At 41.6% G+C, this 26,246-nt stretch carries 22 protein-coding genes; 19 read left to right on the top strand and 3 right to left on the bottom strand.

The window, feature by feature from the left end; translation table 11 throughout:
• Nucleotides 1-218 precede the first annotated feature (218 nt).
• The 9 genes from WAA20_RS12850 to WAA20_RS12810 all read left to right on the top strand — a co-directional run bounded on the left by WAA20_RS12850 (nucleotide 219) and on the right by WAA20_RS12810 (nucleotide 8,136).
• Entirely contained in the window at nucleotides 219-1,043 is an 825-nt protein-coding gene (locus WAA20_RS12850) for an Rpn family recombination-promoting nuclease/putative transposase (RefSeq protein ID WP_073386328.1), read from the top strand.
• A 66-nt stretch (nucleotides 1,044-1,109) separates the two neighbouring features.
• A complete protein-coding gene (locus tag WAA20_RS12845; protein ID WP_073386330.1) occupies nucleotides 1,110-1,400 on the top strand; it encodes a DUF4298 domain-containing protein in 291 nt (96 codons plus the stop codon).
• A 145-nt stretch (nucleotides 1,401-1,545) separates the two neighbouring features.
• Entirely contained in the window at nucleotides 1,546-2,502 is a 957-nt protein-coding gene (locus WAA20_RS12840; protein WP_073386332.1) for a hypothetical protein, read from the top strand.
• Nucleotides 2,477-2,641, top strand: a complete 165-nt coding sequence (locus tag WAA20_RS12835; RefSeq protein WP_081373720.1) for an SCP2 sterol-binding domain-containing protein — start codon at nucleotides 2,477-2,479, stop codon at nucleotides 2,639-2,641. The genes WAA20_RS12840 and WAA20_RS12835 overlap by 26 nt, the downstream gene beginning before the upstream one ends.
• A gap of 220 nt (nucleotides 2,642-2,861) precedes the next feature.
• Nucleotides 2,862-3,650, top strand: coding sequence for a hypothetical protein (locus WAA20_RS12830; RefSeq protein ID WP_073386335.1), 789 nt, complete (start codon nucleotides 2,862-2,864; stop codon nucleotides 3,648-3,650).
• A gap of 14 nt (nucleotides 3,651-3,664) precedes the next feature.
• Complete coding sequence (locus tag WAA20_RS12825; protein ID WP_081373721.1) at nucleotides 3,665-5,338, top strand: AAA family ATPase; 1,674 nt, start codon at nucleotides 3,665-3,667, stop codon at nucleotides 5,336-5,338.
• A gap of 140 nt (nucleotides 5,339-5,478) precedes the next feature.
• Nucleotides 5,479-6,567, top strand: coding sequence for a WG repeat-containing protein (locus WAA20_RS12820; protein ID WP_073386338.1), 1,089 nt, complete (start codon nucleotides 5,479-5,481; stop codon nucleotides 6,565-6,567).
• A complete protein-coding gene (locus WAA20_RS12815; RefSeq protein WP_073386339.1) occupies nucleotides 6,567-7,220 on the top strand; it encodes a hypothetical protein in 654 nt (217 codons plus the stop codon). The genes WAA20_RS12820 and WAA20_RS12815 overlap by 1 nt, the downstream gene beginning before the upstream one ends.
• Nucleotides 7,201-8,136 carry a hypothetical protein gene (locus WAA20_RS12810; RefSeq protein ID WP_073386341.1) on the top strand — a complete coding sequence of 312 codons (936 nt, stop codon included), beginning with the start codon at nucleotides 7,201-7,203 and terminating at the stop codon, nucleotides 8,134-8,136. Before WAA20_RS12815 ends, WAA20_RS12810 begins: the two co-directional genes overlap by 20 nt.
• A 139-nt stretch (nucleotides 8,137-8,275) precedes the next feature.
• On the opposite strand, the gene WAA20_RS12805 is transcribed toward WAA20_RS12810, so the two are convergent.
• Nucleotides 8,276-10,090 (bottom strand): carboxylesterase family protein, encoded by a 1,815-nt coding sequence (locus WAA20_RS12805; RefSeq protein WP_073386343.1) that lies wholly within the window; start codon nucleotides 10,088-10,090, stop codon nucleotides 8,276-8,278.
• A 678-nt stretch (nucleotides 10,091-10,768) separates the two neighbouring features.
• Between WAA20_RS12805 and WAA20_RS12800 the strand changes: the two genes are divergently transcribed.
• Complete coding sequence (locus tag WAA20_RS12800; RefSeq protein ID WP_073386345.1) at nucleotides 10,769-12,172, top strand: AAA family ATPase; 1,404 nt, start codon at nucleotides 10,769-10,771, stop codon at nucleotides 12,170-12,172.
• A 93-nt stretch (nucleotides 12,173-12,265) separates the two neighbouring features.
• On the opposite strand, the gene WAA20_RS12795 is transcribed toward WAA20_RS12800, so the two are convergent.
• On the bottom strand, nucleotides 12,266-12,550 hold the full coding sequence (locus WAA20_RS12795) for an HU family DNA-binding protein (RefSeq protein ID WP_073386346.1): 285 nt from the start codon (nucleotides 12,548-12,550) through the stop codon (nucleotides 12,266-12,268).
• Nucleotides 12,551-12,913: 363 nt separating this feature from the next.
• On the opposite strand from WAA20_RS12795, the gene WAA20_RS12790 reads away from it, so the two are divergent.
• The 3 genes from WAA20_RS12790 to WAA20_RS12780 all read left to right on the top strand — a co-directional run bounded on the left by WAA20_RS12790 (nucleotide 12,914) and on the right by WAA20_RS12780 (nucleotide 15,990).
• Nucleotides 12,914-13,924, top strand: a complete 1,011-nt coding sequence (locus tag WAA20_RS12790; protein ID WP_073386348.1) for a hypothetical protein — start codon at nucleotides 12,914-12,916, stop codon at nucleotides 13,922-13,924.
• A 194-nt stretch (nucleotides 13,925-14,118) separates the two neighbouring features.
• Complete coding sequence (locus tag WAA20_RS12785) at nucleotides 14,119-15,246, top strand: spore photoproduct lyase family protein (RefSeq protein ID WP_073386349.1); 1,128 nt, start codon at nucleotides 14,119-14,121, stop codon at nucleotides 15,244-15,246.
• Between the two features lie 30 nt (nucleotides 15,247-15,276).
• Nucleotides 15,277-15,990 carry an SDR family oxidoreductase gene (locus tag WAA20_RS12780; protein WP_073386351.1) on the top strand — a complete coding sequence of 238 codons (714 nt, stop codon included), beginning with the start codon at nucleotides 15,277-15,279 and terminating at the stop codon, nucleotides 15,988-15,990.
• A 458-nt stretch (nucleotides 15,991-16,448) separates the two neighbouring features.
• Here the strand turns inward: WAA20_RS12780 and WAA20_RS12775 are convergent, their stop codons facing one another.
• Nucleotides 16,449-17,612 (bottom strand): DUF3048 domain-containing protein, encoded by a 1,164-nt coding sequence (locus WAA20_RS12775; RefSeq protein ID WP_073386352.1) that lies wholly within the window; start codon nucleotides 17,610-17,612, stop codon nucleotides 16,449-16,451.
• A 262-nt stretch (nucleotides 17,613-17,874) separates the two neighbouring features.
• On the opposite strand from WAA20_RS12775, the gene WAA20_RS12770 reads away from it, so the two are divergent.
• The 6 genes from WAA20_RS12770 to WAA20_RS12745 all read left to right on the top strand — a co-directional run bounded on the left by WAA20_RS12770 (nucleotide 17,875) and on the right by WAA20_RS12745 (nucleotide 26,217).
• Nucleotides 17,875-18,573: a YggS family pyridoxal phosphate-dependent enzyme gene (locus WAA20_RS12770; protein ID WP_073386354.1), complete on the top strand. Its 699-nt coding sequence runs from the start codon at nucleotides 17,875-17,877 to the stop codon at nucleotides 18,571-18,573.
• Nucleotides 18,574-18,871: 298 nt separating this feature from the next.
• The gene (locus tag WAA20_RS12765; RefSeq protein ID WP_073386355.1) at nucleotides 18,872-21,769 is read left to right on the top strand and encodes a right-handed parallel beta-helix repeat-containing protein; all 2,898 of its coding nucleotides are present in this window, start codon (nucleotides 18,872-18,874) and stop codon (nucleotides 21,767-21,769) included.
• 54 nt (nucleotides 21,770-21,823) lie between these two features.
• Nucleotides 21,824-22,465: a histidine phosphatase family protein gene (locus WAA20_RS12760; RefSeq protein WP_073386357.1), complete on the top strand. Its 642-nt coding sequence runs from the start codon at nucleotides 21,824-21,826 to the stop codon at nucleotides 22,463-22,465.
• Between the two features lie 501 nt (nucleotides 22,466-22,966).
• Entirely contained in the window at nucleotides 22,967-24,361 is a 1,395-nt protein-coding gene (locus WAA20_RS12755; RefSeq protein ID WP_073386359.1) for a hypothetical protein, read from the top strand.
• A complete protein-coding gene (locus tag WAA20_RS12750) occupies nucleotides 24,334-25,005 on the top strand; it encodes a DUF6320 domain-containing protein (protein ID WP_139263664.1) in 672 nt (223 codons plus the stop codon). The genes WAA20_RS12755 and WAA20_RS12750 overlap by 28 nt, the downstream gene beginning before the upstream one ends.
• Before the next feature lie 9 nt (nucleotides 25,006-25,014).
• A complete protein-coding gene (locus WAA20_RS12745; RefSeq protein ID WP_073386363.1) occupies nucleotides 25,015-26,217 on the top strand; it encodes a pectin acetylesterase-family hydrolase in 1,203 nt (400 codons plus the stop codon).
• The last annotated feature ends 29 nt before the right edge of the window (nucleotides 26,218-26,246 follow it).

Below are 26,246 nucleotides of genomic sequence, written 5' to 3'. Positions count from 1 at the left end.
GCGTTAGCAAAAGTGTACCACATTTGAGTATATCTATCATTATGCTTAAATACAACAAACATCCAAACAAAATGGTATACTAATAAAATTCTTTACTTAGACAGATGCCGATGTTAAAATATCCTTCGTTGGAATTTCTGATAACGTCTCAGTCGAGATGGTTGCAACAATTCAGTTGCACAGTACATTCCCCAATTTTATAATAATAGGAGATACTAATGAAGGACTATGAAGAACTAAAGTTCCAAGATGACTTTATGTTCTGTAAGATTCTGCAGGAGAATGAAGACCTGTGCAAAGAACTTACTGAACTTGTCATTGGACGCAAAATTGGCAGCATCGTTAAGACAGAAAAGCAGAAGGCTATCAAGGTTTCGGAAGATGGCCACGGCGTAAGATTTGATGTGTATTTTGAGGATGATGAGAAGACTGTCTACGACATCGAAATGCAGAGGTCTGATACGTTGGAGCTTCCTCTTAGAAGCAGATACTATCAGGGAATGATAGATGTTGATTACCTGGAGAAAGGTAAGGAATACAAGGAACTTCCTGATAGTTATATCATTTTTCTTTGTACATTTGATCTTTTCAAAATGGGATATCACAAATATTCATTCGAGCCTATGTGCAGGGAAGTAGAGAATCTTTTACTTGATGATGGTACAAACAGAACCTTTATCTGTGCCGGTGGCGACAAAGATGATGTATCAGAAGATATGAAGTCTCTGATAGATTATCTGGCAGGCAAAGACGCGGATAGTAATCTGACATCCAGGATTGATGCTAAAGTCAAAGAAGCCATAGAAAAGAGCCTTTGGAGGAAAGAGTATATGACTTACAAAGAACAATTGGATCAAGAGTTTAATCGTGGTTGGGAAGCTGGTAACGAGCATGGTATAGAGCAAGGTAAAGAGCAGGGTATTGAGACGGGACGAGTTATCGCTCGTTTTGAAGATGGTATGCCAATAGAGGAGATTGCCAAGAAGTGTGGCATTACAGTGGAGGCTGTAAAGAAGATTCTTGAAGAGTATAAGATGATCTGATATTGATCGGATGTAGGAAAGCCTGGATGGAATGTCTGGGCTTTTTTAACAGATATGAGAGGTGTTATGAATAGGGAGATTAAGCGTATTTCAGAGATGGAAGAGATCTTCGATGAGGTCACCGCTGCGCAGGATTCATTGGAGAGGGCTATCGATAATTATAAGAGCTTGCAGGACAAGGTTCGAAGGCTTGAAGATTACTATTCCAGTGACCAGTGGAAAGAGGACTTTGCCATGGATGAGCGGGGCGAGATTCCTGCTGATATAAAGCGTGGGGTTCTTTCTGAGGATGGGATTTATGATCTTTTGGAGCGAAATAGTGAGATTATGAGGATGATTGAGACTGGCGAAGACTAGGAGATAGAAAGAGCCTGGATGTAAATGTCACTCAAAATGTCACCCGAAATGTCACTCGAAATATGTAATCATTGCAGCTGTGATAAATAAAAATTGTCTCGAGAGGGCAGTCAAAAAGGGGTCAAAAGCGGAAGGGAAAAAAGGAATGTTAGAATTTGAAAAAGAACATTTTGAAGATTTAAATTACTATAGAAATAGTGCTCTGGAAGAGACGGTTGAAACAGACAGAGAGTATCACAGACATATGATAGGTGGATGGCACAATTCGAGTGTTGGGCTTTTTGTTAAGGAGGATGCCCTATTGGATGAGCTAAAGGCCGCGGCCAAGGCTAAAGACTATGGGCGGATGCAACAGATATTTTTTACTTACAATAAGCGCGAACTATCATGGCATTTTCCAGAAAGCTGCGATCATTGTTTCATAGCGCACAGTGTAATCCCTTATCTTTGTTGTGCTGATTATGGCGAGATTTATAATGCATGTCCGGAGGATTTACCATTAGCTGCCAATGGCAATCCTATGCTGGTGAATGCCACATCTCTTTTGCAATGTATTCTATACAAGGGAAAGTATGATGAGCAAACAGTTATAGCCAATGCTGAAAAGTATATAGCATCCAAAGATGGCAAATGGTACAGAGCATATGTAGCCTGCTTTTTGGCTATTCTTAAAGAGGATGCTGTCATGCTTTCGGATAATCTGCAGATAATATGTGAAAATCACTCTCGTCGAGGCTATTTGACGGCTTTCGCGAAATTTCATTGTCAATACGCCTACGGATTAGTGGTAATCGCCAGACACAATTTACCGGAGGATATTTTCGATAAGGTAAGACTTCCGGAGCATAAAACATTCGACAAGGGATACATGGAGTGGTTATACGCCGGAGAGTTTGTGAGACAGAGCGTCTATAATTACGAGGCACCTTTTGAGGAGTTTGATTTGGTATATGAGATGCCACTTCCGAAGACAATGATCCATCAAAAATACCTAAATGAAGATAGACTGATCTTAAGCTCTAGGGAAAAAAATGCTTATTATATAGATGATGAAGCTATGGATGCACAAGTTTTAGATTACGTTATGGAGGCACTATACTAAGCTATATGATAGTGGAGGTGTACATGATTGTGATCTTATTTCGGGGAAGCTTGATCCTGTGGCTGCTTTTACGGTTGGGAAACTGAAGGTTGACGGGGATCTGGGGAAGGCGCTGGAGTTTGCGAATCTGCTGAAATGATCTTTTCCCATAATGATGTGTGTATTAAGCCTGGATGTAATGTCCGGGCTTTTGTTTGTTTTAGGATTGTGAAGATTCATAACGGGAAATGCGTTATAATGGTAGTGATGTGGTGGAGAAAATATTTATTGGGTCATCGTGACCCAATAAATGACCCAATAAATGACCCAATAAAAAACAGATAAGCGAAAATTTCAGAGATTCCAGCGGGGGGCGCGTGATGCTTGAGAAGAAGAGAAGCACCATCTATGAGAAGTTCTGTGAAGAAGTTGCAGGGAGAATGGCGGATGAGGTCGCTGCCAACAGGGAGCTGTGCGATCTTGATGTTGTGAACGCCATAAATGAAAGTAACCAGAAGTTTCGTGACGACATAATCAAGTATCTTAAGGATAATTCGGTTCCGAGCTATAGCGACGCTGACATTGAGAAGATTTTGGACAACAGGGAGCGCGTAGATAGGAAAGAAGCTGAGAAAAATGATCTTGCCTCGAATTATAAAGAGGCAGTCGAGATGATCATTAAGCTCGTGCTTGGGAGTATTGTATTATTCGAACTTATGACGTGCTATACAGTTTTTACCATGCAGGATTTCTTCAAGCTGGGAGCATTCCATGAATACGACCTTGCCCTCAAGATCATTTTTGCAGTTGTCGCCTTTCTTCCGGTTATCGTGACTCCTTTTTTCATAAACAGGGGTGGGAAAATAAAGGGCTTTCTGATCAAGGCGTCATTCGCTGTTATCTTTGCTTTTATCATCTTTATGTTGGTGAATAATGTGAGGCTAGAGTCCGGGCTTATAGTTCTGATATGCCTTATCTTCTATATGCTTCTGTGCTACCGCTACAATGAAATCAGGAATTTGAATAAAGGGGATTCCTATAATATCATGGTTCTGATAATCGCTATAATCGCGCTTGTTGTGGGACTATACTCATTGTATATAGCCAGGCAGTCAGTGGGGCAGTTTGGGGATGTGGCGGCAAGTGCTATGCGGATAATTGGATTTTGAACGGAGGTATGAGTATGGCTTTCAAAGTCAGTGTAGGAGAATCTGACTTTGCAGCTCTTCGCCGGGAAAAGGCATATTATGTAGATAAAACTGAGCTCGTGTATGAGCTTGTACATGAAACTAATAACAAAGTCACGATTTTTACAAGGCCGCGTCGTTTTGGTAAGACATTGATGATGAGCATGATGGAGAACTTCTTTAATATCCGTAAGGATAGTAAAGCCTTGTTCCAAGATCTTGCGATAGCTGAGCATGAGTCGTTCTGTGAAGAGTGGATGAATCAGTATCCGGTGTTGTTTGTGTCTTTTAAGGATGTTGAGGCTGAGAATTTTGATGATGCCTATAAAATGTTAGAATCTCGTCTGGCTGACATATGCAAGGATCTTTCGGATATAGGAGAAAGCAACTCTGTTAATCCTGCAGACAAGGACATATTTGAAAGATTGATGTTTGGTACGGCTAAAAAAAGCGAGGTTAAAAACTCCTTAAAAACCCTCATGCGTATGCTAAACGCAGTCTATGGCAAGCCCGTAATCCTTCTCATAGACGAATACGATGTTCCTCTGGCTAAGGCGAGCGAAAAGGATACTCCGGCTAATAACTACTATTCAGATATGCTCGATGTCATCAAAGGCATCATGAGCACAGCGCTTAAGGATAATGAGCTTTTAAAATTTGCAGTTATAACAGGTTGCCTCAGGATTGCCAAGGAAAGTATTTTTACTGGTACCAATAACTTTGCTTCATACTCTGTGCTTGATGAAGACTTTTCCGGATACTTTGGCTTTTCCAAAAAAGAGGTTGAAGATATCCTCAAAGCGGCTGACAGATTGGAGAAGGCCGAACTTATTGGTGAGTGGTACGACGGGTATGTTTTTGGTAATAGTTATCTATACTGTCCGTGGGATGTAATAAACTATCTTTCAGCTCTCAAGAAACGCAAGAATGCAGCTCCTAAGAACTATTGGAAGAATACAAGTCATAACTCTATTTTACTTACTTTTGTAAAAAGAACTGATTTCAAGGTAAAAGGAAAATTCGAAATCCTCATGAATGGTGGCACGATCATTCAGACGATTTCGGATGAACTGACCTATGACACGCTTCATTCCTCTGAGGACAATCTCTGGAGCGTTCTCTTGATGACAGGATATATAACGAAAGCAGATACTGAAGAATATGATGATACAGTGAAATTAAAAATTCCTAACAAAGAGATATCATCTATCTTTGAAGATACCGTTGTCAGACTTTTCAAAGAAACAGTCGACAGGAATGAACAAAAAAGCATGATGGAAGCTTTCTGGAGAGGAGATGCAATTGAAGCCGGAAAGGCTCTGTCAGATCTTCTGTGGAAGACGATAAGCTACAATGATTATCACGAAGATTACTATCATGCCTTTCTTGCAGGAGCCTTCGTTGGAATTGGCTACGAAGTTGAATCCAACAAGGAGAGAGGCCTCGGAAGGCCAGACATCTTGCTGAAAGATGATGATAACCGCAGAGCCATTATCATCGAGGCTAAAAAGTCAGACAAAGAATCTGATATGGATAAAGATTGTGATGAAGCCATAGACCAGATCATTACTGAGAAATATGCGGAAGGACTCTATGGTTACGAACAGATTCTCTGCTTTGGGGCAGCGTTTTTTCAAAAGCAGGTTAAGATTAAGCTGTTAAATAAGTAGTATTTAAAGCTCCTGATATGGTGGTGCGAACACTATATCGGGAGCTTTGCTATTGTATACCGTGCAATTTGTAAATGCTATCGATTTAAGGTAGAATGAATTGGTTTTAATGATTAAAGTTTTATTTGGGGATAAGTTTTATGACAACAAAACAAAAGAAAAATCAGAAAGAAAGCCGGATTGTATTCGGTTTATTTATAGTGGCTGCGGGTGTGATGGCGGCGCTATTATTTCGTTATGGCCCGAATGCGGGCTTTTCTAAAGAGAATTATGTAGTCTCTTTCTGGTGGGACTTCCTTTTCGATTCACCTAAAGATTATGCGATGAATATGTCAGTAGGTAAAACACATAGGTATCTTACAACTGAGGATGTTGAGCTTACTAATAATTCATTTTGTCTGGATGATGGTAATTTGTTCCTTTTTGACGCTCAAACCGGTATGTATGGCTTTGCTGATAAATACGGTAACTGGCTGACAACTGCCAGATATGATAATTGTGATTTTAGCCATATGGATAAAGGGGTCATTATAACTGAAGAATATACAAGATATCCTGATTACATAGATTATGGCTTATTAGACCTTAATTATAATGAGCTTTATAAGACGAGTTACAGAAATATAGAAATATATGACTATTATGCCTGTATCGAGGAATGGAGTGGGAATAGTGAGATATATTTTTACAACAACGGTGTTACTTTATTGACAGCCAAGTACACTATAAGTATTTATGATGATTTTTTCATTGCAGAAATAATCTCTTCGGAAGATAAAGACTATCGCCCTGATGGTTATTACGGAGTATATGATAACAATGGGGAAGCAATTATCGAACCAGTGTATGGTTATATATCTGTTAAGAGCGGCCCTGAAAGATTTATTGCAAGAGATATGGATGCTAATTACAGGCTTTTAGACTATGAAGGTAATGATGTTCTGGGAGATTATTGCAAATATATAAGCTGCTACTCTGTAGAAGGGGAGACTGAGTATCCCTACGTTTTTAAAATTGAGGATAAAGATGGTAAAAACTTTTTCTGCGATAAGGATGGTAATAAGGTAACAGATACTTATGACTATATGAAAGAAGTCAAAGACAGCGATGTTCTCTTTATAGTTGGCGTAGATGGCAAATACGGAGTTATCGACTATTTGGGTAACATATACATCGACTTTGTATATTACGATCTGAGTACGTTAAAAGAGGAGAACGACATAAAGTAATGAGTTTAAGTAAAAATAGGATTATAGATATTTTATTGAAATGTATACCACTTGTATATGCTTTTTATATACCTTTTAGCTTATATTTGTATGTGTATGGAAGCCTCACAGGTAAAATAGACGGTATATATGGTTATTATATAGATTTTGTCAAGATACTAGTAATTTTGCTTTTTTCAAGCTTTGTAGTTAGAACCAGTGTTTCAGAAAAAAAGAATCCGAGTAAGCATTTTGTGATATTCGCGGGAATCTGTATTCTTGAAATTGTATTTTCTGTTTGTATTCATGGCAAGTATCATAATAGTGGTATGGTTTTAACCACTGTATATTTAATATTTTTTACAGTAGAAATAATAGCTGAGAATATCGCGATATGTCAGTTGTACGACACTAATGACCTTGATTGGAAGGGGTCTTGGACCTTGCTTAATGCATCGCTTATTATTATATTGGTTTCAAGAATCATATTCGGAGACGCAGTAATTAATCTCTTTATCCTATTTCTTATTGGAGGAGTGATGCTTATCTGCAGAGAAATTTCAAGAGTCTGTCTCATCCTAGAGTATGCATATGGCAAGAAGAAAGGTGAAAGCTCCGAGGAGGGAGAGCTGAGCGTTCAACAGGAGGTCGGTCATGATAAAAAAGAAGTATAAACTGATCATTAGATTCAATATTATTGGATGTATATTCCTGGTACTTACGATTTTTTCTTTTGTCCTGATGCATCATTTAAAAACACAGGGCTTTGAGAATGCTACCTCGCTGGCTGAAAATTATGAGGATGAGACAATTAAGGTTGGAGAGGCTTCATATGTTGATATCGTAGAGCGCCCTGTAAAGATATGCCGATATTCGGATGATGTGACGTACTATGAAATAAATGATGGCGACAGATTCTACATTATGCGAGCCGGCAAAGACTGGTATGACGATATGATGGATGGGATTGCTGAAGATGGCGAGTTCCATGTTGTTGGATCTGTTCTTAAGATAAGTGACAGTGATAAGGAGACTATCATAGAGCACTTTAATGATAAGCTTCCTGATAATGTAGAACCTTGGACAAAAGAGTCTTTTGACGACTACTATAAGGGCGTTTGCATACAGTACATGTATCCTGTGAGAATGGCTATGATATGTGTATATGTTGGCTTAGTACTTGCATTATTTGCATTTCTGTTCCTCTTAATGGGAATTAAGGGATTTGTAAGCTTCAATAAGACACTGCATGGTATTTCTGATACTCAGTTACAGATGATAGACAATGAGCTTTTGGATCCCGCTACGATGGTTATTAAGGTTGCAAATACTTACCTCACGCCGAGGCGTATCGTCTATGCGGATATAGATCTGGCATTTATTCCTTATGAGGAGGTTGCGAGGGCATATAGGTCTGATGCTTCTTATAAGGGCGTACATAGTGTATTTGTCACAGTCGTAACAAGAGATGGCAGGAAGCATAAGATTGCCATGATGAATGCGCTCTTCAAGGGTGTTAACGAAGCTGTTGATACGATTCTTTCGGAGATTCACAGGCGTAATCCGAATGCGGTGATTGGAGAGGAATAAAGTACGTATGGTATTATATATTTAACAGAGTTGCCAGGTGCGAATAACACTTGGGACCAAGCCGAGCGTTGAGCTTGGCTTTTTTACTTATAGAGATTATATGACAGAGAAAATAAAAAACTCCCAGATGGGAGTTTTTTCATGAAATCGTTGATTCCTGATACATATCGATGATCTTGTACAATTCTGCGTTAGGATCATCGATCATCTTAATTTCTGTATCCAGCTGCAGGAGTTTGTCCTGATCAGCTGTTCTCATTTTCCATTCAGGAAGGCCGTCCCCATTTGGATTGCCGGTTTTAGCAAAGTTAACCCAGTACTGCTGCATTATTTCAGAGAGTTCGTAATCTTCTTCGCTATAAAGTCCTGGGTGCCTCCAGAGGTTTCCGTAGGCGTAGGGGAGTTCTCCTGCGTGATAATTTGAAAGTACATCATTTGTTTTAGAAAAATAGTATTCGTAACATGGTACATTCTGAGCTATAAGGTAGTTATTCCAAACGTAGTGAGAATAGCTAAACCATAGAGCCGAATAGCATATGTTAAGCGCGCCTTTGGCATCTCCCATGGCGTCAACTATGAAGTGCTGATCTCTTTGTGGAGAGTCTGCTGGCACTACTTTTGCCATTTCAGATGCATATGGGCCAAGGTCTTCTTCTAAGAGTGATACATAGTTTTCGCTGGTTGCCTCTGTGTTTAGAAGGAAGGCATCAGATTCTTTTACATTAAATCCGTTTAGAAGAGCCTGCTCGTGGTTTTCGCCTTTTTGATAAGTGAGATAGGGCATCTCGGTAAGGGCGTAGCCGTCTATTGTCATGGATGTCTGCTTGGAGCTTGTTGTAAGGAGCTCTTCCGCAGGGATGTTTCTGAGTTCATCTGATGATGAAACATTAAATTCTTTTCTCACAATATCGCCCTGTTCTATGGCCTCGTCGTAGGTTCTCAAGGTGTGGTAAGGAGTGTAGGCTACGATTCCGCTTGACTCTGCGATGGCATATGTGAAAAGACCTTTCGTGAGAGGAGAGACGCATAATGCGTTGACGCTGGATGCACCGGCGGATTCTCCTGCTATAGTTATTCGCTCCGGGTCGCCTCCGAAGGCTTCGATGTTATCGTATACCCACTGAAGAGCCGCGATCTGGTCGAGAAGCCCGTAGTTACCTGTGGTGCCGTTAGCTGACTCGGCCTTGAGGTCGTCGGCAGTATAGTAACCGAACACGCCGAGACGGTAAGCGAAGTTGACGAAGATGACGCCTCTTTTTGCAAGGTCTTCGCCTCTGTATTCTGTATAGGAGCTGTGGCCTGTAGAAAGACTTCCTCCGTGGATGTAGAAGATAACTGGAAGCGGCTCGTCGCCTGCATCTTCGGGGGCAAAGACGTTGAGATAGAGACAGTCTTCACTCATGGCTTCGAGATATTCATCACCGATCTTGACCTGATAGTCGTGCCATCCAAGGATATGGGAAAGGCTGTCCATGATGACGCTGCTTCGTGACTGCATAGCTATTGGTCCGAACTCGTCGCATGCTCTTACGCCTTCCCAGCTGTCAGGAGCCTGGGGCTCTTTGAATCTAAGATCGCCCACGGGAGCTTTTGCGTACGGGATGCCTGCGTATACTTTTACCGAGTGATCTTCGTTATATACTCCGGTAAGGTCGCCTTGTGCGATGCTGACAACGCCTGTCACGTCAGGATTCTTGTTATCCACTGCCGGTACGTTCTTGTAGGGCGGGGGAGTGAGCGCATAGTTAATATAAAGAACTGCAAGGAATGCTATCCACATGAGGATGCGGTTTCGCACTGTCAGCAGGCTCTTTTTCTTAAGATAGATTCGTAGGCCTATCATTGTAGCGAAAGCTATGATGCCGATGGCGAAGCTGATGAGGATGTTCTTGGATAGCTCCAGGACTGCGAAATATAGGGCTGCGATAAGTATGATGCCGATATAAAATAACATAAAAACCTCGTTTTCTGTGATATGTACAGATATCTTTATAGGATTGATCCGTATGTATTACTGTTTTTTATTGATCTGTACTGGAATATTTACTTTCAAAAGATTGTGTACAATATAATTACAAATATATTCTATATTATTTTCGGCAGTATGGAAGAGATAATAATATTATTTTTTTATAAACTGTGGTCAGAGCGTGTCTACTTTTCTTGACTAGTACAGAGAAGAAAAATACATTTGAAAAAAGAGTCCTCTCAGAGGAACCAAAGTTTGTCCAGAAACGCCGTAAACAAGCGCATTCTGGGGACGTGTCTACTTTTGAAAAAGAAAAGGCATGAAAAATTTTCTGTGTGCCTACTTTTGAAAAAGAAAACTGTTCAAAAATGTGGCGTATGTCCACTTTTGAAAAAGAAAACAATTAAAAAACATTTTTCGTGTCCACTTTTCTTGACTGCTACAACTAGTACAATTATTGATGCTAAAAACCACTAAATCCTTTTGAAAATGTCAAAACACATGCATTTAATCCTTTTAAAAATGTCAAAACATAGCTGCTGAATCCTTTGAAAAATATAAATATTCAACCGAAAAATCCTTTGAAAAACAACAATTCATGCTGCTGAATCCGTTGAAAATAGCCGATAATTGTCATATAATGGTACAAACAGGAGGCTTTCTATGTTAAAAAGAGATATCTGGGATAAACTTATTGATTGGAAAAATCGAGATCATCACCCACTTGTAATAAGAGGGTTAAGACAGATTGGAAAAACATATATTGTTAGAGAATTCGGAAAGGAATTCTTCGAAAGTTGCATATATATTGATCTTAGAGCTAATAAAACTGTACATAGTGCTTTTGAGGGGGATTTCGATGTAGATAAGATGGTCATGTCAATTTCTGCAGTGGAAACAAAAGCCAGATTTATTCCGCATAAAACACTTATCATTCTTGATGAGATTCAAGACTGTCCTAATGCAAGAAGTTCTTTAAAGTATTGGGATATTGATGGGCGATACGATGTCATAGCTACCGGAAGCTTTTTGGGTGTTAAAGGCTTTCGTGAGCCATATATAAGAGGAATTCCTGTTGGTTATGAAGAACAAATATCTATGTATCCTCTTTCGTTTCGTGAATTTTTGAAAAACACTGGAATTGATGAGAAAGTATTGGATTATGTTAAGGAATGTATATGTAACCAAGAAACAATAGAAAAGACAATTCATGAAAGTATGAGAACTTTATATCTTCAGTATCTGATAGTTGGTGGTATGCCAGAGGCTGTGAATAAATTCTTTGCGACTCATGATCTTAATGCTGTCAGAAGTGTACAAAAATCTATCTTGAAATCAATAAGGGACGATTTTGGAAGATATAAGGATAGCAAGGGGAATGACAAAGTAAATGAAGTGCTTAAGCTCCGAGCAGAGGCCTGTCTTGATTCCATGACTTCACAGCTTTCAAAAGAATATAAGAAGTTCCAGTATAGCCTTGTAAATGTAAAAGGAAATTCACCTGAAAAAGCTGATGGACTTCAATATCTTATTGATGTTGGCCTGATTTATAAGTCTTTTAACACAAAGGAGATATCATTCCCATTAGAAGGGGTAAAAATTCCCACAGAATTTAAAGCCTTCTATTGCGATACAGGACTACTTGTATCGCAGCTTGGCGATGATGTCCCAGCCAAAATCCTTTCAGGAGATATTAGTTCCTATAAGGGTGCTATAGCTGAAAATATGGTTGCTTCTGCCTTTGCTACAAATGGTATGAAATTATACTATTTTCATGCTCCAAGCGGATCGCCAGAACTTGACTTTTTATATGAAGATGAAGGCAAAGCCGTAATAGTTGAATGCAAGGCTACCAACAATAGAGCAACAAGTATGAAGTATGTGATCAGTCACCCCCAAAAATATGGTGCACATCCGGCAATAAAGTTTTCTGATACTAATATAGGTCAAGGCGAAGGATTCACTACATATCCGCTTTACGCCATCGGGTTCATGGAATCTGATACAAAAAGTAATATTGTTGCACCGGTAGATGTCACACATCTCAAAGTGCCTGGTGATATTTGATTGAACATTAAAAAGTGCCGACGCCATCGGCACTTTTTCGTTGTTATCGAAACAAAAAAGCGGAGCATTTCTGCTCCGCTTGGGGATTCTAAATTATTTCTTCTTGCCGTTAACAGCATCCTTAAGAGCCTTACCAGCTTTAAACTTAGGAGCGATAGCTGCAGGAATCTTGATAGAAGCGCCTGTCTGAGGGTTCTTACCATTTCTTGCTGCTCTCTTAGCTGTTTCGAATGTTCCAAAGCCAACAAGCTGTACTTTGCCTTTCTTCTTAAGGGTCTTAGTTACAGTATCAACCAATGCCTTAACTGCCTTTTCGGAATCCTTCTTTGAAAGACCTGTCTGTTTTGCGATTGCATCAACGAGTTCCGCTTTGTTCATCTGTTTTTCCTCCGCTTTTTATTAGGATTTATAACAACTAAGCACATTCTAGCACCATACACCCAAAAAAACAAGCATAAATAAACGGTTTAAAATAATATTTTCAAAATTTTTTGGATTATTACTGGATTTGTGTGTGAACTTCCTGCTAAAAGCACTTATATTCAGTGTTATGGGGGCATGATTTTTGCAGTTCCAGATTTAAGGTGAAATGCCATTTTGCGGGCTGTTGGACTGGTAGTATAATGTGGGTGGAGATTGCATGAGTTTTGTAGAGGCGAAGTAATTCAGATATCATGTAAGGTTATAATGATATGAACTCTATAAAAAACGGCGAATAGCTCTAAGAAAGAGGAATAAATAATGATCTGTATATTCTGCGCGCTGTATCCTGAGGCTCAGCCGCTTATTAAGGCTTTGGCTCTAAAACAGGATAAGGCTTGCAATTATTATAAAAAGTATATTAATGATGAAAATGATATATGTATGTATATAACAGGAACCGGCCTGATAAATGCAGCTGCTGCGGTTGGTTATGCCTTGTCTGTAAATGGTTCCTGTCTTGAAAAAATGCATATTGTAAATTTTGGATGCTGCGCTCTTGTAAAAGAGAGTGGTACTAAGGATCTTGTAAAAGACGATAACAGTTGCGAAAACAAAGCTTGTAAACAAAAAGTTGGCCTTTCAGATATGCCCCTTTATCTTTGCAATAAGCTAGTAAACACGGATAGCGGAAGATCTTTTTACCCGGATATGATATATAAGTCAGAGCTTGATGAAGCTGTGATAATAACGGGAAGTAAGATTTACACGACTGAGGAAAGCGGTGATGTTAGTGATGATCAAAATGATAGTGACATCGATGGCAGTAATAACACCAAAGATAGCAATGGCGTGACAACCAAAATCGGATGCTTTGCGAATGAATCGTTAAGTCCCGTCCTATACGACATGGAGGCAGCAGCCATATATGAAGCCGCGTCTCACTTTGTCGGTCCTCATCAGATGCATTTCCTTAAGTTTGTAACCGATAAGGGAGATGGCAGGATCACAGCCGATCTTGTCAGGGAAAAAGCTGATGAGGCTTGCCCAGGAGCTGCCGCATATATAGAGAAGATCAGACAACTCTTGAACTCCGGAGTCTATTCCGAGGAAGAAGATACACCGGATACGTTGCAACTTTTTGAAGAACTCCACGCTTCAGTAACCATGCAGTGGCAGATAAGACAGCTCCTTCGTTATGCGAAAGTGGCTGGAATTGATTATGAGCCGAAGCTTTCTGAACTTCGAGCTGAGCAGATTCTCCCCTGCAGAGATAAGCGCCAGGGACTTAAGGCGTTGGAAGAAATACGAGACTATATTACGTGTTGTTAGGTAGATGTTAGATTTTGGGTATAAGATAATGCCAAAAAATGATTCCTGCATGTAAAGAATAGTTGAAAAAATGAATGCTTCTGAAAATAGTAGCTAATATAGACAATTAGATCATCTATTAAATACCAAACAAAAGATTATACCAAGCTCATTTATATGTACGAATTCAGTGAAGATAAAGGAAAGATTACCGAGTGAAAGATAATAATACGATGCCCTTTGAAAACATAACTCAAAGCGCATTCAAACACATATACGTAGAAAAAGAAATATTAGACACCGACAGGGTTAAGGATATACTCGCCCATTTTCTCGATTCGCAGATCGTAGTCATCGACCATTACAAGGACGTCTTTAACAGAAAAAGGCAGGACTTCATGCTCCAGCATGCATCAAGGAATCTTATCCTTGCTGCCAAGAAAGGCCGCCTTGTATATGATGGTGCACCCGTATGTCAGGACTTTGGCAACAGCCATTTTTACTACACCTCCTGCATCATGAACTGCCTCTACGACTGCGAATACTGCTACCTTAAGGGAATGTACCCTTCAGGTAATCTCGTCATATTTGTAAATATCGAGGACATCTTCAAAGAAGTAGAAGACCTCCTTGCCAAGTTCCCCGTCTACCTGTGCGTATCATACGACACAGACCTCATGGCAATCGAGAACCTTACTGGCTTTGTGGCTAAATGGATAGAGTTTACTAAAAGTCATGAAAACCTTACAATTGAAATACGTACTAAGTGTGGAAGAAAAGACCTTGATATTGGCATTAAGGCTCGGCCTTTGGTCCAAGGGAAAGACCCTGGTATTGACACGAAGGCTCAGTCTGTAAACCAGAAAGCTGAATCTTCTAACGAATATATAGCCCCATGCGACCGCGTCATATTTGCCTGGACTATCTCACCTGATCCTGTGATAGCAAGGTTTGAGCACGGCTCTGCAAGACTACCTCAAAGACTCGAAGCCGCCAGTCACTATCTCAATAACGGCTGGCCCGTAAGACTATGCTTCGATCCTATGATCTATACACCTTCATGGCGAGACATATATGGTCGAATGCTTGAGGATGTTAGAAGTTCGGTAGACATGGCTAAGGTCAGAGACTTCAGCGTTGGAAGCTTTAGAATCTCCGAATCATACCTTAAGAAGATGCGAAAAGCCATGCCCCTTTCAGAAGTAGTCCAGTACCCATTCGTTCTGGAAGAAGGATACTACCATTATCCTAATAAGCTCGTCGAGGATATGGAGTCTTTTCTTATAGATGAAATAAAAGATACATGTCCAGATGCCAAGATTTTCAGGTGGATAGAAGAGTAGGTATTAAGATAATATCTCGTGGAGGAATTTATGATAGAAAACAAGACAGTACTTCTTACAGGCGCCTCATCCGGAATAGGAGAGAAGATCGCCCTCATGCTATGCCAAGAAGGCTACACTGTATACGGCATAGGACGAGACTTTGAAAAGACTGATAAGGAGCTTTTAGATAACCCCTTATTCAAAAAAATAATCTGTGACATAACTGACACTCAAGCTCTAACTCGCGAAGTTAAAACCATTAGAAAAGAAACACCTATCAATGTCCTTATCAACAACGCCGCCTGCGCCTGGTACGGCCTCCACGAAGAGATAAGCCCCGACAAGATAAGCAAGATGGTACGCACCAACTTAGAAGCCCCCATGATCATCACCCAGCTCCTTCTAAGAGACTTCAAGAAATCCGGAGGAACTATTATCAACATCTCCTCCGTCACCGCCATATCCTCCTCCAACCCCCACGGCGCAGCCTACGGAGCCATCAAAGCAGGCCTTCTTAGCTTTGGTAACAGCATCTTTGAAGAGGCTAGGAAATACGGCGTAAAAGTCACCACCATCATGCCTGACATGACCCGAACCAACCTCTACCGAAATGCCGACTTCGAAGCTGACGATACAACCGAAGCCGGCCTCGATCCAACCGAAGTAGCAGAGTCCGTTAAATACATCCTCGACAGACCCGACGGCGTAACAATCCCCCAACTAGTCATCCGCCCTCAGCTCCACCGCATAAAGAAAAAGTAGTAGTTATTAAAATTAGAAAAACAGGAATTCATAGTCATTTTGAATGCTATGAATTCCTGTTTTGGCGTTAACTACCAAAGAAGCTTTCACACTCAAACCACCATCCCCAATTGATCCTTCGCACTTATAAAAAAGGCCTAAACCTTGAAGATGCCTGGGGGTGGGAGGTTATAAAGGATTTCAGAGTCTTTGAAAGGATTAACAAATTCAAGAGCGTGATAGATGGAGTTTTATATTCTTCCCGGGATTTACCTGTTTGAGCGAAGCGAGTTTGTAAATCCCAGAATATAAAACCCCAGATATCATGCCTTGAATTGTTAATCCTTTCAAAGACTCAGAAATCCTTTATAACCTCCCACCCCCAGGCATCTCCTGCGTCAGTCCCCTTTATAAGTGCGAAGCTTACCCCAACAAAAAAAGCGGCACAACCTGTGCCGCTTTCAAAAGCTATGCGCTAATTATTTGAGTTCAACATCACCCCATGTATCACGAGGAACAAGTGCTACATAAGTCTTACCTGTGTTGATCTGAAGCTCCTGTGAGTAAGAAGAATCTGTGAAGTAGTATGTCAGAGCTTCCTGTGAACCCTTGATCCAGTAGATCGGGATGCACTGACCCTTTGTAAGGTAGTAACCTGTGCACTGATCACCATTGTCAAGATAGTTGTAAACAAGATATCCGTTCTCATCAAGCTGTGAGTGGCTTGTGTTCTGAAGGATTACGTTATCGAATGCAAGAGGCTCGCTGTCTTCTGCATCGAGGTGAGCGCTACCATATTCATAGTACTCATACATCTCTGTATCAGGATTATACTTAAGAGTTGACTCGTTGTGAGAGAAAGGAAGAACAACTTCTGTTACATCTGTAACCTCTGTTCCCTCTGCTGCAAGATCAACTGTTGTACCGTAATCTGCGAAATAGAACTTCTCGCCGTCTTCGAAACGGTTGTCGTTGTATGTTGTAGAGATCTTTGAATTTCCGAAAGCCTTATCAAGATCGCCAGATACGATATACTCTGTGAACTCACGTGACTTACCGTTGTTTACACGAGAGAAGATACCTGAGAAGTGATCTGCGAAAAGGTTCTGCTGGAAATAGCTGTCGTTGTAGTAAGGACCACCATCGTGGCAAAGTACTGCGTTGAACTCAGCAGCAAGTACGATGTTTGTAGGTCTTGTACTTCTGATACTTCCGAGCTGCTCGATTGAACCCCAATCCTTGAAGATGCACATAAGACGTGTGATACGTCCGTTCTTTGTGCTGTTCATGAGCTCGTAAACGATATCAGCTTCTGCTGTTCCGTAGTGAGGAAGAGCTGTCTTCTCGTTATCAACCATAACTGCGATAGGACGCTGATCCTTAAGTGACTCATCGATAGGCTCACCTGTGAGCTCGCTGAGGTACATTCCTTCAGGAATCTCAGCTGTAGCAACTTCAGGAGTAACATCTTCTGTAGGCTCAGCATCTGTTGTAGAAGCTGTAGAAGGTGTTGTCTCAACTGCTGTTCCTGATGAACCAATCTGGGATGGCTCTGAGCCAGTTCCTGCATCATTAGAGTTACATCCAACGATAAGAGCTGCGCAAAGGCCAGTTACAAATAAAGAAGCAATTCTTTTTTTCATAATCGTGACTCTTTCCGACTGTTCGTGAATATAATGGGATATGAACAGTCCTTTTTGTATTGTGGCGGAAAAAACCCGCCCATCTATTTTATCAAAAACAAGTTTATGGTACAACCTCTATCTGAAAATAAACTGAAAATGGACGTTTGGCAGTATTTTGCGATATTTTGAGGGATTTTTTTGACGAAGTTACAAAAGAATGCATGGTTTTTTTCCTTATGTTAGAATAAAATAGTGAAAAAATACTAATGAGAGGCACGACATGAGCAATATTACAGAAAACTTAGCTGACGTAGAAAAAAAGATCCAGGCAGCATGCGACAGAGCCGGCAGAGACCGCTCAGATGTAACCCTTATCGCTGTAAGTAAGACCAAGCCTGTATCTGATATTAGAGAAGCAATGTCCTATGGAATAGAGACATTTGGAGAAAATAAGGTTCAGGAACTCCGCGACAAGACCACCGAGATCACAGAACCCCTCCACTGGCACATGATAGGCCATCTTCAGAACAATAAAGTAAAATATCTCCCTGGAATGGTAGACATGATCCATTCTGTAGATAACCTTAAACTCGCCCAGGAAATCGAGAAGCAGGCCGCCAAGCACGACCTTGTAATGGATGTCCTCTGCGAAGTAAACATGGCCGGCGAAGACACCAAGTTCGGTCTTACCCCTGAGGACTGCATCCCCTTCATCGAGCAGATCAAGGATTTCGAACACATCCGAATCCGCGGCCTTATGACAATCGCTCCATACACAGAAAATCCCGAGTCTAACAGACAGTACTTCAGAGGACTTAAAGATCTTCTTAATAAAGCAAATGAGATGAAGCTTACTAAAGAACCTATGGACACACTTTCTATGGGAATGACAGGCGATTACGAAGTAGCAATAGAAGAGGGAGCAACCTTAGTTCGTGTTGGCACTGGCATTTTTGGCGAACGTAATTACAATATTTAAAACAATTTCTGCACACATATAAAACATCATCAAACTTTGAATATTCCTGAGGGCGGCAGTTAGTGAATGATTTTATTGTCTTTGAGAGTTTTATTAAATTCAAGAGCTTGATAGATGACGTTTTATATTCTGTTTAGGGTCCGCATGTTTGAGCGAAGCGAGTTTCGGACCCTGGAATATAAAACGTCAGATATCATGCCTTGAATTTAGTAAAACTATCATGACAATAAAATCATTCACTAACTGCCACCCTCAGGAATAGGCGAGACCTTAATGTCCACCATGAGGGAGGCAGTGTATGTATTATTATGTTGCTCAGAACAATTTTGCGGGTGGTGACGGATCCCGTGAGCACCCCTTTAAGACAATCTCAGAGGCAGCGCAGGTTGCCATGCCGGGTGATGAAGTCATTGTGTCGCCGGGCATCTACAGAGAATCCATCGATCCCCCGCGAGGCGGCGAAGAAGGCGAACCCATTATCTACAGAAGCAGTAGCCTTCTAGGTGCTGTAATTTCCGGTGCTGAGAGGATCAAAAACTGGAAAAAAGAGTCTGACAACGTATGGTCCTGCGAAGTGCCAAACTCGGTATTCCCAGACCGCAATCCCTACACGAATTTGGTCAAAGGCGACTGGTACGACCCTTCATTCAAGGCGCATCTTGGTGATGTGTACCTTAATGGAAGGTCCATGTACGAGGTCTTTTCCTATAAAGAAGTTGAGAAGCCTGTGATGCAGAAGGCATCCTGGAATCCGGGCGATACCCTTTTTGTGTGGTACTGCGAGCAGTCCAAAGACGGCCTTTATACTATATTTAAGGCCAATTTCAGGGGCTACGATCCTAACCTTGAGAATGTCGAGATCAGCGTCAGATCGTCATGTTTTTTCCCGCAAAGAGAGGGTATCAGTTACATTACTCTGTCAGGTTTCAAGATCTGCCAGGCTGCAACCAACTGGGCGCCGCCAACTGCAATGCAGGAAGGCATGGTCGGCCCGCACTGGTCCAAGGGCTGGATCATTGAAGACTGCGAGATCTCGGAGTCCAAGTGTGCCGGAATTTCCCTTGGCAAATACAGACAGCCTGGCAACGACAATAAGTGGACCACAACTTTCGTCAAAGACGGAACCCAGACCCAGCGCGACGCTGCGTGTCAGGCCGTTAACGAAGGCTGGGACAAGGAGACCGTCGGCTCCCACATGATCCGCAGGTGCAACATCCACGACTGCGGCCAGGCGGGCATCGTCGGGAATCTTGGCGCGGTTTTTTCTACCATAGAAGACAACCACATTCATCATATCAATTGTAAAAAGAACCTTGCAGGTGCTGAGATTGGCGGCATCAAGCTTCATGCTGCGATCGATACGCTGATCCGCAGAAACCGCATAGATCACTGCACAAGAGGCCTGTGGCTTGACTGGCAGGCGCAGGGTACAAGGGTTACGCAGAATCTTTTCCATGATAATGTTCCGCCTGTTGGTGCGCAGATTAACAGCGGTCTCGGCCTTGGCGAAGATATATTCGTGGAAGTATCGCACGGCCCGACTCTTATCGACAACAACCTTCTTTTGTCAGACATTGCCTGCAGGCTGTCGACGCAGGGAATTGCGCTGGTTCATAACTTTATCGCAGGTTCTTTTTCCTATGTGGGGAAGGGAACTGATAACGGCGGCCGCATTTTTTCAACCGACAGATACACGCCTTACCACGTCCCGCATTCTACGATGATAGCTGGTTTTATGACCATCCTTCACGGCGATGCGAGATTTTGTAACAATGTATTCGTTCAAAAGCCTGTCCGCGAAGACCTGATGATGTACTTAGAGGGCAAAAAAGCTGGCTTTGGCAAGATTCTGGATCTAAGCTGCGGAACAGTTGCTTACTCGGGCTATCCGTCTATTGAGCAGTATTTTGCTGAGTTTAAGACAAGACCTGCAGTCAGGGATGCCTATTATGACCACCTGCCTGTATATTTTGAGGGCAATTATTACTTCAACGGAGCGCTTCCCAGCCAGGGCGAAAAAGACGCCTATACCGATACGAAACATCAGGTTATGTTCAAAGTGTCGGATGAAGGCAACGAATGCGTATTTACCACCAACCTTTTTGCCTTCCTTCCAAGAGGTGAAAAGAGATTACTTACTTCAAACGAGCTCGGAATCGCCTTCGAACCTGAGCAGAGATTTGAAAATCCGGATGGCTCGACCATCGTATTTGATACAGATATTCTCGGCAATCACAGAAGCGTAAGACCTACTGCAGGACCTTTCGAGATTCCGTCAGAAAGATATGTCATCTTCAGGACAGGAAGTTTCAGACAGCCTATCCTTATAGAAGGCGTGCGCCCGTTGGTAGCACAGGAGAGCATTACTGATCCGCCGATACCAAGATGGGGAGAAAAAAATAAAGTTTCAGACCAGCCTATGTTAAAGGATGCAGACGAAAATAATGCAGCAGAAACTTCTATGGATGAAGATATATCAAAAGACATGAATATATCTTTAAAGAATACACCTCTTTTGGATGATAATTCTAAGGGAACATCATTCAAAGACAGTAAATATAATGGCGATACTTCTAAAGAAGGCAAAAATAAGAAAGATATTTCTGAAGAAACTTCTTTTAAAGATGACACATCGTCATATGGCTCGGAAAGCATAGGTGAAGGCGGTAATGCTGTTGAAAGTGTTGATCACTCTTCCAATGACAGGAAGAAAAATCTCCACTGCCAGATAGCCTTAGTCGACTGTGACATCATATCAGTTATTTGCAAGGAACAGGCAAGGCCCGTTTCCGAGATCTTCATAGAAGATAACACCGCCTGGGTTCACCTCGAGGGCGACAGTGGTATAATGGAAATTGACTGCGCTTATGGAATATGTCATTATATTCCTTCCTGGAGCATGGAAGCAGAAGATACCGTCAGCGTTAAGCGAAGCGACGGAACCATGGCCCTTGGAAGGTGCATTGCAGCTCTCCTTCGTATCTATATTGACAAAGACCTGCAAGACCCTGATATTATGGAAGAGCGCGTAAGCGCCGCCGAAGCACCCATTCTCGATCACTACGGAATACAGCTTCGCTTTGCAAAAAGGCAGCTCAAGCTTGTTAAGAACAAGAAGTTCCTGACATTGTTCCAGGCTGCAGAAGCAGTCAGACGCGCTTCTGGAGATGTTATAGTGGATGAGATAGACGTATAGTAGTTATAGTAAGTACTTAAGATATATTTTTATTTAGATAGGAATTTTAAAGTTATGTTTTGGTATTTTGTAAGACACGGTGAAACAGAGTGGAATAAAGAAAGACTCTTCCAGGGCGCAACCGACGTCCCATTAAATGACACCGGAAGAGATCAGGCCCGCGAAGCCGCATCCCGTATCCAGAAAAAAGGAATAAGTTTCAAAAAGGTATACTCAAGCCCCTTAGGCAGAGCCATAGAAACCGCAGAACTTATTACAGGAATTAAAAGAGATGAGTTCGTTATCGACGAACGCATCAAAGAAATGTTCTTCGGCGAACTCGAAGGCACCGACTACGACCTCGTCAAGGCAAGAGAAAAAGACCTCTTCGCAGAACCCCAAAAGTACGTAAACTGCGAACGTAAAAAAGGCGTCGAAACTTACGACAATATCGTAGGAAGAGCAGGTGACTTCATAGCTTTTCTAAAGACTCAAGAGAAAAATTATGGCCCTGATGACAACATTCTCATCCAGACACACGGCGCTTGCATGAGAGCATTACTTATAAACTTACGAGGTACAGCTCTTAAAGACTTCTGGAACATAAAAGTCGGTAATTGTGAGTTCTTCTGCTTTGAACTTAAAAACGGAGTCCTTACAGAAATTAGTGTAGACGATTTGAATATTAACGCTCCAGGTGGTATACCTTTTAAGTGATACTACAATAATACAGTAAGCAATACTGAATGCAATATTAAAAGCAATACTAAACGCAATATTAAAAGCAATACTAAACGCAATATTAAAAGCAATACTAAATGCAATATTAAAAGCAATACTAAATGCTATATTAAAAACTATATTAAACGCTATATAAAAACTATATTAAAAAGCGCTATATCAAAAGTTCAAAAATATTGCGAAAAGAACCCAAACTTTCACTCAAATAAACTATCACCGATACCTGGAAGATTCCTGAGGATGGCAGCCTATAAATGATTTTGTTGTCTTTGAAAGATTTACTTAATTCAAGAGCTTGATAGATGGAATAATATATTCTGTTTAGGATCCGCATGCCCCCGCGAAGCGAGTTTCGGATCCTAGAATATATTATTCCAGATATCATGCCTTGAATTAAGTAAATCTTTCACGACAACAAAATCATTTATAGGCTGCCACCCTCAGGAATCCCCCACATCGAAGCAAACGAGGCGAAACATGTCACATTCAAACAGAAAATGGTATCAGCTGGACAATGCTGCGAAGATTATTCCGTCAACTGTCCAGGGAGCCAATACAAGAGTATTTAGGATCAGCTGCGAACTGGTGGATAACGTCAACCCTGCAATCCTCCAGGAAGCGCTCGATGAAGTAATAGAAGAATTTCCATATTTTAACAGTGTTCTGAGAAAAGGTGTTTTCTGGTATTACCTTGAACACCGCGATAATCTGCACCCTTTGGTTGAGGAAGAAAATCTCCCTCCCTGTTCCCAGATCTATTTTCCCGGAAGAAGAACACTTCTTTACAGGGTATTCTATTATAGAAAGCGCATCAATCTTGAAATGTTCCACGTCCTTGCAGACGGTACAGGAGCACTTATTTTCTTCAGAAAACTGGTAACAGTATATGTTGCCAAGAAGTACAATCTTCAGCTTTCTGACTGGAACGAAGAGACTTCTTCCAAAGAGGAAAAAGATGATGATGCTTTCAGACACTTTTATCAGAGATCAGGCGGTCTAAAGCAGCTCAAATCTCTTTCAAGTAAGAGAGCTTACACTATTCACGGAGATATCGATCCTGACAGACAGCCTCACCTTATCGAAGGCTGCATCTCCGTTAAGCAGTTCAAGGAGCTTTCAAAGCAGTACAATACTTCAGTCGGAATAATGGCGACTGCTATATATATCGCATCAGTAATAGAAGAGATGCCTGTCGGCGAGAGGAAAAGACCTATCGTTGTCAGCGTTCCTGTTAACCTGCGCCAGTACTTCCATTCAGAGACTACGCGTAATTTCTATGGAACTATCACGATAGTATACGATCTGTATAAGCAGGGCGAGGAGCTTCCTGAGATCATAGAATTCGTTAAGCAGTCCTTTGCGAACCAGCTTTCTGAAGAGAATATCAGAAATACTATGAATTCCTATGCGGCCCTTGAGCACAATATTGCAGTTAAGGTCGTACCTCTTTTCATAAAAAATATTGCAGTGCAGGGAATCGACAGAGTTGCCAAGAAGGGCGTAACGAGTACCATGTCCAATCTTGGTAATATTGATATGCCGCCGGAAGTTAGCATATACATCGACAGATTCTCATGCTTCATGACTGCGATTTCAGAACAGATCTGCGTTTCAAGCTTCAAGGACAAGATGGTCTTCGGAGAAGTGAGCGCGTATACAACTCATGAGATCATGCTGCATTTCTTCAGAAGACTTGTGAAAATGGGAATCGACGTTGAAGTTACAAGTTCTGACCACAATGTGGATATCGATACAGTCCTTAACTGGGAAAAGAACCAGATCAAGGAAGTTGAATTTGAAAAAGCCGATGAAGAAACCGGTGATATGGAAGGAGAACCTGTCGGATGCAGTACTGCCCCAAGTGTAAAGTAAAAGTCAGAGGATATAAGACAGAGTGTCCTTTGTGTCAGGGCCGCCTTACTGGTACGCCTGAAGACCCTGCATATCCTGTTCTTAAGAAAAGAGTTTCGAGAGTATCCCTTCTTAAGATCCTGACATTCATTCTTGCAGTTATAGTAATAGTAATGATCTCAGCCAGATTCCTTCTGGTTCATCAGATTGGAAAGCCGGATTCAGCATGGCCCGGAATGGTCATCATGGCTAGCGTTGTTATCTGGATAGATATGGTCGTTGCGATCATGCTAAGGGGTAACATTTTGAAGCTCGTTACCTTCGAAGCCTACGCGGTAATGGTGATTTCGTACCTGACAGACCGCGTGTTTGGTAATCGCGGCTGGGATATAGCATGGACGATACCTATGGCGCTTATCGTGCTACTTATTTTTACTATTGTTATAGGCCTTGTTACCAAAGCCCACCTTGAAGACTACGTCAATTATCTTATCTTTGATTTTATCGTAGCAATGATACAGCTTATACCGATCATCAATGAAACCAATATATTCATGTGGCCTGCAGTAATATGTGTTGCCATCTACCTCATACTTGCAGCAGCAATCATTCTTTTCAGGTTCAGAGACCTTAAGAATGCTTCAGCCAAATTCTGGAATATGTAAGGGAGTTAAATGTCACAAAAACAACAGACTAACAGCGAAAACCTTAAACGCGGTCTGGCTTTTGCCTACCGCGTTGGCGATTACTTTGAGAACAGTGTAAGTGACATTATCGCAGGTACTCACCTTGGAGTAGCCAAGCTTTTAGATAATGAAGAACCCTCTTTAAACACCTGGTATAGAGTTGATATACCTCAAGGCGTAACGGGGGACGGCTCAGAGTATTATATTTATGTCAAAAAAGGTCGTTCCAGGAATCTACTCGTCTTCCTGTCCGGAGGGGGAGTTGCCTGGAATTCCTATACAGCAGCAAGGCCTTCTTCCGGCGGCACGATAACTGCCGGAATGCCTAATTTCTATTGGAGTAATCTAAGGCCTTTTACCCAGATCATGAACATCCGCTCCGGAATCACAGAAGATATAAATCCCAGAAATAAGTTCAGAAATTTCAGCCAGGTCATCATCACTTATGCTACCGGTGACCTTCACGTTGGCAACAACGATTTTGAATACACAGACAGCGATGGGGAAAAAGACGTAATCCACTTCCACGGCTACAAGAATTTCAGATACGCCATGGAACAGGCCAAACGCCTTTTCAAAAATCCCAAAAGACTCCTTATCGCAGGCGACAGCGCCGGCGCTTTCGCAGTCCCAGCCCTTGCCGGCGAGATCTGTGATGACTTCTATCCGGAATGTAAGGACGTGACTTTATTGTCAGACAGCGGTCAGTTCCTCTATGATGGCTGGCGCGATACGGCAAAAGAAATATGGAAAGCCCCGGATGACTTGTGGCAGGCCATCACATCTGATAACATCACCGTGGACTGGTACAGAAGACTGTACGCCAAATATGGTGACAGGTTCAGATATCTGTACTCAACGTCAACGCATGATTATTTGCTCAGCGCATATTATAACGATGTCGCCAACAAGGTTTTTGCTTCTGATAAGGATATTCAGGCCGAGTTCCACGAACAGATGAAAGTGATGCTGACTCAGCTCAAAGAGGTGAATCCAGGATTTCATTTCTATCTCAATAACTTCAGGAATAAGATGGTCATGAAGAGCGGAATGAAAGGCGGCACGATCCATACAAACATCCGTAACCTGAATTTCCATCTGGCTAACAGCGAGGGAGTTTCTATGGAAAAATGGCTTTATGACGCAATGCATGATAAGCTTTATGACAGCGGCATGACGCTGATCGAGTGAGGCGGCTTCGCATATAAAAGGGCTCGTTC

Origin of the sequence: Butyrivibrio fibrisolvens (assembly GCF_037113525.1) — a bacterium.
GTDB classification, from domain to species: domain Bacteria; phylum Bacillota; class Clostridia; order Lachnospirales; family Lachnospiraceae; genus Butyrivibrio; species Butyrivibrio fibrisolvens.
This window is presented reverse-complemented; position numbering and strand designations above follow the sequence as displayed.